The following is a 10,178-nucleotide window of genomic DNA, read 5'->3' as shown; positions in this document are numbered from 1 at the left end:
ATATGTACGGAGTACCAGATTTCTTGAACAAAAGGGCACCGACCCATCAGGATAGCATAACTGGCCTCCACCCCTTGGATAGGCATGACGAAGAAATGATAGGGCAATTGACCCGTTGAGACATGGGAGGGAAAGCCTCCAGGGGCGGCGTGGAGAATGTACATTATATGGTAAAATGTGGAGTGTTGTACAACTCCTTTATTTCACTATGCCTTCATGAAATCTTCATGTCCTGAAATCACTCCATTTAACCGTGAATTTAAATTCAATGGTGATGAAATCCTGCGAATAAGCGAGTATTTGTGAGGAAATCGTATTAAACTGAGGGAGTTCCATAAGGCATACTAATATTAGATCTAACGAGGAACTTATTTTAAGGAGGAAAACATGAGCTTGGAGCATGATTTTCACCTTATTTCTAAGACAACTGATATAAACGTCAGTTCTATAAAAGAACGAAAAAATCTCTAATCTAAACTTTTAGAGATTTTTTTAATGTAAAAACACAACTTTTATTTAGTTAATACGTCTAAGTATTGAACATTCAAGAAAAGGAGGGGTGGTAACTTGTCGAAGTACAGAAAAGAAGAAATTGCAGATTGGTATGACCAACATAGTAAATCCATTTTAAGTTTTATTTTATTAATGGTTAAGGATTATCAACAAGCAGAGGATTTGACCCATGATACCTTTGTAAAAGCGTATTTATATCATAATTCATTTAATCAGCATTCCAGTGAAAAAACATGGCTATTCAGTATCGCTCACAATTTAACGGTTGATTTTTTAAGAAAACGCAAACCCAGCAGGTTCTTTAAAGAAGTATTTCTTTTGCAAAAGGACAATAACTTATTGCCTGAAGAAATGATTCAAATAAAAGAGGAATCATTTGAACTATATAAAGCGTTAGGGGAAATCAAAGATACATATCGAAAGGTGATCGTTTTAAGAAAGATCAAAGGTTTTTCTATTGAGGATACGGCAAAGGTATTGAGCTGGTCTGAGAGTAAAGTTAAATCGACTCTTTTTAGAGCTATTCCAGCATTGAAAAAACAATTAATAAAGGAGGGGTATTTGGATGAAAAAGCAATATGAAGATACGGATTTTGATAGTTCCTTAAAGAAATTAAATTCCGATCTAATGTGGAAAACAAAACAAAAACAAGAACTGAAAAACCGAATCTTAACTGATATTGAAAATTTGGAATCCCAAGAGAGAAATAAGCACCCTATCCTATTAACTCGTATCAAAAAAGTAAGTCTGATTCGGAAGTTAGCATACTCTAGTATCGCGCTGATTATATTATTTGGTTTATTTATAAGTTCTGCATTTGTTTCACCAGCAATGGCAAAAGTCGTATCCAAAATTCCTTACTTAGGACAAATTTTTGAAAATAAGAATGATATACTTAAACTCATATCCGAGGAACTAAGAGCAAAAGGTTACAAAACGACTGGAGCAGGAGTGTCATTTCCGAAAAAGGAAATCGAAATTGTAATTCAGGGTTCAGAAAAGTATTTTAATGACGTTAAAGGTGATGTAGATGATATTGCAAAAGATATTCTAAAATCTAAGGGTTATGATGCCTATACAGTTAAAGTAAGTAGATATACGGAACGTGTTGATGTTCCTCATAGCGAGGAAGATAAGAAACAGATTGAGAAGCAAGAAAAACGTATCAAAATGGATAATGAAATTCTACTCTCACTTGACAAAGCCAGTGAAAAATATAAGTTGTTAGGAATAGGAATAGATTCTCAAAAAATAGTAGAAGTTGAAATACCTGATACCGAAAAAAGAACGGATGAGATAGAACAATATGTTCAGAATATAATTCAGCTTAAAACAAATGATCAATACACCGTAAAATTAAAAAAAGTAAACATGAAGAAAAGAGAGCAAGATGGAAGATGGTCGGATATCCTTAACACTGTGAGTGAAGATTTATTAGGGAAAAAGGATTACAACGTTAGAATGGTAGGGTATTCCGTTCATCCAGAACCAGAAATCCAAATGTTTATCACTTTATCCCGTTCAGACGAAAATGCGAAAGCTTTTGCACAACAACTTGAAAAAATTATTGACGATTTTCTACAATCCGAACAGATGAAATCAAGAGTTAAAAACGATCCTTACCACATTACAATATTTGATAAAGACGACAAGATAATAAATTAATTGGATAAAGGTAGGACGATATTGAAATAAAGGTATCGTCTTTATCTTTTATATAGTTTAAACTGTCCAGTTCATTTTGTTCAATATTCTCAAGTGTATCAGCTGACTTTTAAACTTCAACAATCGGGCGCTTTTCTTTAATAAGAAGGAGTCTTTTTGTATTGCAGCAGATTCTGGAACAACACATTTTAGGGATTGGATTATGTTAAAGTTTAGAAGAGATTGTGAAGGTTTCTACTTAAACTATAGGGTGCGTTAGCTGAAGATCGGAGCTGTCTTTAAGACAGCTTTTTCTTATGGAACCAACGGGGCAGGTTAATTCAATAAGGATTTTGTTATGATTAGTAAAAACAAGCAGTATACGGGAGGTCATAATGGATAAAGAACAAGAAAAAAGAATTGTAAAAAGGTTCTTTGCTAAAAGAATACAAGATAGAGTTATATTTGAACTATCATCAGAAAAGAAAAGAGTAGAAGCATTGAACAGACTTTGCCACGATTATGGCAAAACACTTCTTCTGGAATATATGATTGAAATACCAACTCCTAATTCCGATTATCAAGAAATTGCTACTTTACTTAAAAAACAAGGTGCACCCAATGAGTGTTATGTAATTTCATGGAACGAAGAAATTGATGGTAAAAAATTATCCTTAAATGAAGCCTTAAAGAAAGTAGTTGGCTATGGAATGCCTTCTATTGTTTCGTGTATTGAAGGTTCACTTGCTTACTTTGAAGCAGAACAAGAGGTTGGTTCACCTCCAAGATTTTTACTGAAAAGGTAAACATACTTCTTTTTAAGCTCAGGTGCTTTACTTCAATAAGGGAGTTGCTATGGCAGCTCTTTTTCTTATGGAGCTAAAGGGGCAGGTTAGCAAGATTGTGAAGGTTTGTACTTAAACTAACGGGTGCGTTAGCTGAAGATCGGAGCTGTCTTTAAGACAGCTTTTTTTTATGCAACTAACGGGGCAGGTTAGCTGCACAAGCAAAGGAAATAAAATGAACCGTATATCCCCACTAATGGTAAAATAATGTTATAAAAACGGAGGGGTAATATGGGAATAACTAATATAAGCATTAAAGAGCGTATGGATTATCATAATGTAAATGGTTTGAGCATTGCAGTAATTAATAACGCTCAAATTAGTATGGCTGAACACTATGGTTTACTTGAGGCAGGAACGACTAAAATTGTAAATAGTAATTCTATTTTTAGTGCTTGTTCGATTAGTAAGTTCTTAACCGGGATGCTTGTTTTGCTACTAACTGAACAAGGTCTTGTTGATTTAGATGAGGATATAAACAAAAAGCTAACCTCGTGGAAAGTTCCTGATAATAAATTTACGGAAAACCAATATGTTACATTAAGAAACTTGCTAAGTCATCAATCTGGAATTATAGACCCTGAAGATAGTTTTATGGAACTTAATTCGAATGACGGTATTCCCTCAATCGTTGACCTATTAAAGGGACACACACCCTATTGTAAAGTACCTATTCAAGTGAACTATGAACCTAAGAGCGACTTTCAATATTCAGATGCAGGCTATTGTATAATACAACTACTTTTAGAAGATGTGACTGGTAAACGTTTCGAAGAAATAATGGATGAACTAATATTTCAACCATTAAAAATGCACAACAGTTCATTAGCAATGACCATTTCAGAAGAGAAAAGTGATAACTTTTCTTGTGGTCATAAAAAAAGTGGAGAATTAGTTGATGGAAAATATGCTATATACCCCTATCAAGCTGCGTCAGGGTTATGGACAACACCTTCAGATTTATCCATTTTGGTTATTGAATTAATTAATTCTTTAAAAGGTAAAAGTAAGATTGGACTTTCTGTAAGTAAAGCAAAAGAACTGATAACCTCCCAAGGTTGTAAAGAGTGGACTGGACTAGGGGGGTTTTTAGATGATTCAAAAGGAGAACTAGAAATTTCATCGCTTGGTTGGGGAGTAGGCTTTCAATGTATGATGGTTGCATATCCCTATTTAGAAAAAGGATTAGTCATAATGACAAATACAAATTTAGGTGTCCATCAATTGAAAGGGATCATTGGTGAAATATATGATTCCTACGCTTCTGGATTGTGAAGAAATGTACTTAAACTAACGGGTGCGTTAGTTCATTAAGCTAAAGGCAGCAATTATTATCATTATTTTGTTCTTCCGCAATCGGGCGTTTTAATAAGAACAAGCAGCTAAAAAGGATCTTCGTTTGAAGATCCTTTTTCAGTTATGTTAAGTTCATTTCAAAATCATCTCGATATATAATACAATATTTTAAGAAATATTTTTCAATTCCCCTGTTAATCGTAGGAATTCTTCTTTGTTTCGATCCTGTAATGATTGGTCAATCTCTTTACGGATTTGCTCTTTTCGGAAATTACGAAGTGCTTTGTTTAACATCATTTCAACAAATTCAGAATCCTTGACGTTTACTTCAGGTTGTAGTGGTGTATTAACCAAATTCCTTTCCATAGGAAACCAACTCCTTGACCTTTTTTCTATTATACTAATAGTTTTCATACTATTCAAATATTTCTCTCGGTAGTTCCATAGTATATATTGCAATGAGTTTACATCTGAAAGTTCTAAACTCATTCAGTTATGTGTCTTTAAACAAGAATATTTTTAATTCATCTCAAAAACTTTTATTCATTCAGTTTACTTAATCGTTAATCTATACCATTCTATCTTTAGACTGGTCCGGATCATTATCATAAAATTGATGGATCAAATAGGTAAGATAAGAGTTTAGTTCAAAGCGATCTTTATTAACAAAATCAGACAACGTTAATTTGCTTTCACTTGACACTATTTTACCCCCTTTATTTAACTTCTTTATCTTTATGATTCCCAAGCTATTATTCTTTTATACATATAAAATTATTAAAATATTTATTTGTAATATTGGGGCTACCTGAAAAGGAAATCACTAAATAATAAAGAAAAAAGTGTGATCTTTGTGGGTGTTATTATGTTTATTGAATGAAGAAAAAGGTAATACCGATCTTCAACAAATGGGCGCGATTGCTGAACAATGAGTAGTCGCTTTTTTACTAGTCGGATCCGAATAGTTCTATAAATAATTGGATGTAAATAATTAAGAATCCCAGCTAATCTTTTCATGTGAAGGTAGCTGGGTTTTAAAGTTGTAGGTGCAAAGTGTCAGCATGTTTTAAGTTTCTGTATTTTGTACCACATCCGACCGTTTTTGATACACTAATTATTTAGAAGAATATGAATATTGGGATAATATATTCATTAACAGAATTGTGATTTCTACAACTGTGACTTTTGCTTTGTTTTTCATTACTTTTACAGAAAAAGCAGGAATTATCAAAATTTTGTGAAATATATTAAAATATTGCACCGAATTTTGATAGTGGAGGGATAGGATGAGACTTAAGATTTTTTCTTCAATTATTGCAGCCACGTTAGCATGCAGTATGAATATGGGTGCGGATTTAACAGTAGCAAAAACGGCAACAAACACGGCACCAGTTGCTAAAAAATATTTGATCGCCTTTAAAAGCAATCTTCCTCCCAATTATTCAACCGTTATCTCGAACGCAGGCGGCAGAGTTGTACGTGCATTACCTGAAATCGGAAGCGTAGAAGTTGAATCTTCAAAAGATGCCTTTCTTATAAATTTGAAATCTGTTTCCAATGTTCAAGCGGCTAATTTGGAAATTAAACATCAGCTTGATTATAAAAAGAATGACCCAGCTGCTGCTGATAACCAGCCTGTTACCGACTTTCCTCAGCCAGAAGCAATCGAAAGTTACTGGAATTATCAGTGGGACATCAAAAATGTAACTGAAGACGGAGAATCCTATAAGATCAACAAAGGAAATGGTGCTGTTGTGGGAGTCATTGATACAGGCATTGATCCAAACCATCCTGACTTAAAAGGGAATCTTCTCGGGGGACAAAATTTTGTTCCAAAGGGAGGTTTCGGGGATGACCCGACTGAGACAGGAGACACTAAAGATTTTAAAGACCGTGACGGGCATGGAACTCATGTTGCAGGTTCAATCGCTGCAAATGGAAAGGTTCAGGGCGTTGGTCCAGAGCTTGGCATTCGTTCTTACCGTGTGTTTCCGGCAAATGCTGGTGCTGCAACATCCTGGATTGCTGATGCGATTATCCAGGCAGCTGATGACGGTGTAGATGTCATCAATATGTCTATCGGAGGCTTTGACGCCCTATCACGATATTCTTACCAAAACAGCGGATCATACAGTGATGTAGCTGATATGCTTGTTTGGAAGCGTGCCATCCAATATGCTGTGAAGAAAAACGTTACTGTTGTTGCGGCGGCCGGCAACGAGTCTTTAAATCTTAACAATCCAACCACCATCACAGATTACATGAATAGAGAGTATGGATATCTTGGATTACAGTTTAAAGGAGCCTCCATTGAAGTACCAGGACAGCTTCCTGGCGTAATGACCGTTTCTTCGTCAAATAAATGGTCTACTGAAAAAATCGCATTCTATTCAAATTATGGATCACGCTCTATTGATGTAGCAGCACCTGGAGGGGATAACGGCCCTGTTTACGATGCAACATTGGATGAAAGCCTGCGAGATTTCCATTACAGGACATTAAGCACATGGCCAACCTATTTGGAACCATACTTTACTGCCAATTTGCACAGCTATGCGTTGCTTCATGGAACGTCCATGGCCTCTCCAAAGGTTGCCGGAATTGCAGGTGTAATTAAAGCTGCTCATCCTGATTACAGCCCGGCCCAGGTAACAGCGGCAATCAAACAAACCGCAAAGGATTACGGAAAAACTGGCAATGATCACCTATACGGGGCAGGCGAAGCGAATATTTTTAATGCTTTGACTCAAAAGTAATGATACGGCTGGAGCAATTGATTTAGTCAGCTAAAATGTAACACTAAATTGTTATGTTGGTGAAGAAACAAAACAAATTTTCACTACTGTTCCCGGATATCTCAGCGATATGGTATAGGAAGGAGATACCCTTTATAGGCGTCTCCTTTTTTTATTGTTCATTATCTAATAAGTTAATGATTTTCCAAAATAGCACTTAAAATAAGTGCAAATTATCACCTAAAGTAACAGGCTGCCATTTGGTGGCCTTTTTGCTTAATGAACTAACGGGGAAGTTTAGTTTAATAAAAATAACCATGAATAGTAAATAACTACACAGCAACTCAATAACTAAATTGGGTTGTTTTTTTGTTGACATAAAACATATCCTAATGTTAGGATATATCATCTTAGGATAAATAATATTAGAATAAAGGGAGAGAAAATTAATGGGTGTTTTATCAATTATTCTTCAAGTTATATTAGGATTAGGATTCCTAATGTTTGGATTTATGAAGTTCGGATCAAAGCAAATGGTGGAAGGGTTTAAGCATTATGGGTATCCAGGATGGTTTAGAGTGTTTACAGGATTGGCAGAAGTCGTTTCAGCGGTATTAGTTATCGCAGGTATTTGGAACGAGAGGTTAGCTGCATGGGGAGGGTTATTCATTGTAGTAACGATGATTGGTGCCATTTTTACTCATATTAAAATAAAAGATACTGTAAAACAAATGATGATGCCGATCATTTTATTAATTCTTGGATTAGTAGTATTACTTATAAATTTCGGATCTTTGCTTGGATAAGTAGACTATTAATCTATAGGAGGGATACAAATGAAAATTAAAATTATTAAACCACAGTATCAAGCGAACGGGCAGTTTGATGACGGTAAAATTAAAGAGCAAAAACCGATTGGCTTTTCTGGAGAAGGGTCTCTAATAAATCGACTAGGACCATTATTTTACTGGGCTTGGGGTCATTCTCAGGAACCCGCAGAAATTGGACTGCATCCACATCAAGGCTTTGAAATCATCACCTATGTGATAAAGGGTAATGCTTATCATCGGGATACACTTGGTACGGAAAGTGTTGTAGAAGAAGGGGGAGCCCAGCTCATGCAAACAGGCTCCGGTGTGTATCATGCAGAAGCATTAAAAGAACCATCGGAAATCTTTCAAATCTGGTTTGAACCACATTTAAGTCAAGCTGTAAAACGTACACCTGCTTATTCACAATACGATTCCAATGATTTTTCTTTAACGGATGAAGATGGTGTGAAAATTAAAACAATACTAGGAAATGATTCACCAATGAAAATCGTGACAGATGCTCAGATGTGGGATGTACTCATTCCAAAGGGAACAGTATATACTCATAGCCTTTCATCGAATCGTACATTAGCTGGTTTAGCCATCAGAGGCGATGGAGATTTTTCATTAGACACGAATGGACCCACTCGTTTAGCAGAAAAAGATTTTTCCATCGTTCAATCAGAACAGGGTGGAGACGTAACAATTCAAGCATTAGATAAAGACTTTAGAATCTTCCTAATTGAAGTTCTGACTGAAGTTGATTATCCTTTATACAGAAAACCAAAATAACCAATTGTAATTTCAAAAGTTAGTCGTAATAGGAGGTTCGGTGAATGTATCAAGGAGATGAACAAAGCCAGATTGATTTACGTCTTTTCCGCATCTGGCTTAAGGCAAGTAAAACTATTTTTGGTCATGTTGTTAAAGATATTGAAAGACACGGAATTAGTTCAGAGAATTTTATGATTCTGGAACTTCTTTATAATAAGGGCCCCCACTCAATTCAAAAAATTAGTGAAAAATTATCTATTCCTAGTGGAAGCATCACTTACGTTGTTGATAAACTTGAGAAAAAAGAATTTGTTAAAAGGGAACCAAATCCAGCAGACCGTCGTGCTTCAAATGTAGTTCTAACTGACAAAGGTCAAAGTTTATTTAAAGAAATCTTTCCTCAACACGTTGAAGTCATATCTGAAAATTTGTCTTTTATAAGTAATGAGGAAAAAATACAGTTAATGGATCTTCTCAAAAGGCTTGGACTAGGTGCTATTCAGATTAAATAATTACAAATTATTAGAGTATACTGTAATCCGAATATCAGACACTAAAAAAATAAAGTGTTTGATATTCGTTTTTTTGATTTTAACGAAATAAGACCAATTTCCAGAATGCTCTCTATAATAAAAAGTTTGTGAAACATTGCACTTAAACTAACGGGTGCGTTAGCTGAAGATCGGAGCTGTCTTTAAGGCAGCTTTTTCTTATGGAACTATCGGGGCAGTTTAGTTCCATAAGAGAAGGAACGCTTGATCTATTTATTGAACATATTGGTATGGCTTATATATTTTTTATAGTGGAGACTGAACTTCACCAGTTGGTTGAAAGAATTTTCAGAATTTAGCTATTGTAATTTATCAGAATAGTTAGTATTATTATACCTAACTAAATTAGTTAGGTGGTATGTTGATGACGAAAAATAAAATTAAAGAAGTTGCTTACAAGCAATTAGCTGAGAAAGGCTATGAGCGTGCAACTCTTTCAAGCATTGCTAAAGAGGTGGGGATTAAAACACCGTCCATTTATGCTTTTTATAAAAGTAAAGAAGATCTATTTATGGCTGTATATAAAGATCTGTTGCAAGATAATCACCGTCACATAAAAAGTTCAATTGACAATCTAACAAATGGAACGGTAAAAGAAAAGCTCTATCAAATATTAGAAGCGATATGTCATTATCATTTAAGTCAACCTGAGAAAACGGCAGCCTATATGAAATTTACCTTTTTCCTTCCTCCGACGTTAAACGATGAAGTAAAAGAAACGTTTAGCGATATGGAAGAGGTTCTTGGTGAGATGCTTGAAAGTATCTTTTCGGAGGGAATTAGGCAGGGGGTGTTAAAAAATCAACCTATTGATGACTTAATTGCCTCCTTTCTATGTTTAATGGACGGGATCTTTTTGGAATTGCTCTATTATCATCACCAGGAAGACAAATTTAAAAGACGGGTAGAGCAAACTTGGAGCATTTATTGGAATGGAATTTCTAACGATCATAAAAAAGCAGTTTACTCTGATGAAAGTAAAAAAACAAATTGTGACAATGAATAGG

At 34.9% G+C, this 10,178-nt stretch carries 10 protein-coding genes; 9 read left to right on the top strand and 1 reads right to left on the bottom strand.

The window, feature by feature from the left end:
• Positions 1-567 precede the first annotated feature (567 nt).
• The 4 genes from V3595_RS27810 to V3595_RS27795 all read left to right on the top strand — a co-directional run bounded on the left by V3595_RS27810 (position 568) and on the right by V3595_RS27795 (position 4,278).
• Entirely contained in the window at positions 568-1,095 is a 528-nt protein-coding gene (locus V3595_RS27810; RefSeq protein WP_485911109.1) for an RNA polymerase sigma factor, read from the top strand.
• Entirely contained in the window at positions 1,079-2,179 is a 1,101-nt protein-coding gene (locus tag V3595_RS27805) for a DUF4179 domain-containing protein (RefSeq protein ID WP_485911107.1), read from the top strand. The genes V3595_RS27810 and V3595_RS27805 overlap by 17 nt, the downstream gene beginning before the upstream one ends.
• A gap of 374 nt (positions 2,180-2,553) precedes the next feature.
• Positions 2,554-2,964: a hypothetical protein gene (locus V3595_RS27800; RefSeq protein ID WP_452453976.1), complete on the top strand. Its 411-nt coding sequence runs from the start codon at positions 2,554-2,556 to the stop codon at positions 2,962-2,964.
• 270 nt (positions 2,965-3,234) lie between these two features.
• Complete coding sequence (locus V3595_RS27795) at positions 3,235-4,278, top strand: serine hydrolase domain-containing protein (protein WP_251543969.1); 1,044 nt, start codon at positions 3,235-3,237, stop codon at positions 4,276-4,278.
• A 189-nt stretch (positions 4,279-4,467) separates the two neighbouring features.
• Here the strand turns inward: V3595_RS27795 and V3595_RS27790 are convergent, their stop codons facing one another.
• A complete protein-coding gene (locus V3595_RS27790; RefSeq protein ID WP_137019435.1) occupies positions 4,468-4,665 on the bottom strand; it encodes an IDEAL domain-containing protein in 198 nt (65 codons plus the stop codon).
• Positions 4,666-5,585: 920 nt separating this feature from the next.
• Between V3595_RS27790 and V3595_RS27785 the strand changes: the two genes are divergently transcribed.
• From V3595_RS27785 to V3595_RS27765, 5 genes are all read left to right on the top strand, one after another.
• On the top strand, positions 5,586-7,055 hold the full coding sequence (locus V3595_RS27785) for a S8 family peptidase (RefSeq protein ID WP_485911104.1): 1,470 nt from the start codon (positions 5,586-5,588) through the stop codon (positions 7,053-7,055).
• A 428-nt stretch (positions 7,056-7,483) separates the two neighbouring features.
• A complete protein-coding gene (locus tag V3595_RS27780; protein ID WP_485911102.1) occupies positions 7,484-7,840 on the top strand; it encodes a DoxX family protein in 357 nt (118 codons plus the stop codon).
• 30 nt (positions 7,841-7,870) lie between these two features.
• Positions 7,871-8,638, top strand: a complete 768-nt coding sequence (locus tag V3595_RS27775; RefSeq protein ID WP_485911100.1) for a pirin family protein — start codon at positions 7,871-7,873, stop codon at positions 8,636-8,638.
• Positions 8,639-8,682: 44 nt separating this feature from the next.
• The gene (locus tag V3595_RS27770; RefSeq protein ID WP_485911098.1) at positions 8,683-9,132 is read left to right on the top strand and encodes a MarR family winged helix-turn-helix transcriptional regulator; all 450 of its coding nucleotides are present in this window, start codon (positions 8,683-8,685) and stop codon (positions 9,130-9,132) included.
• 403 nt (positions 9,133-9,535) lie between these two features.
• Positions 9,536-10,177, top strand: a complete 642-nt coding sequence (locus V3595_RS27765) for a TetR/AcrR family transcriptional regulator (protein WP_485911096.1) — start codon at positions 9,536-9,538, stop codon at positions 10,175-10,177.
• Position 10,178 lies beyond the last annotated feature (1 nt).

The sequence above is a fragment of the Bacillus sp. CFBP9009 genome (assembly GCF_036541465.1).
Lineage (GTDB): Bacteria > Bacillota > Bacilli > Bacillales > DSM-1321 > Peribacillus.
The sequence above is the reverse complement of the archived record's forward strand: the minus strand, read 5'-3'. Positions and strand labels throughout refer to the sequence as shown.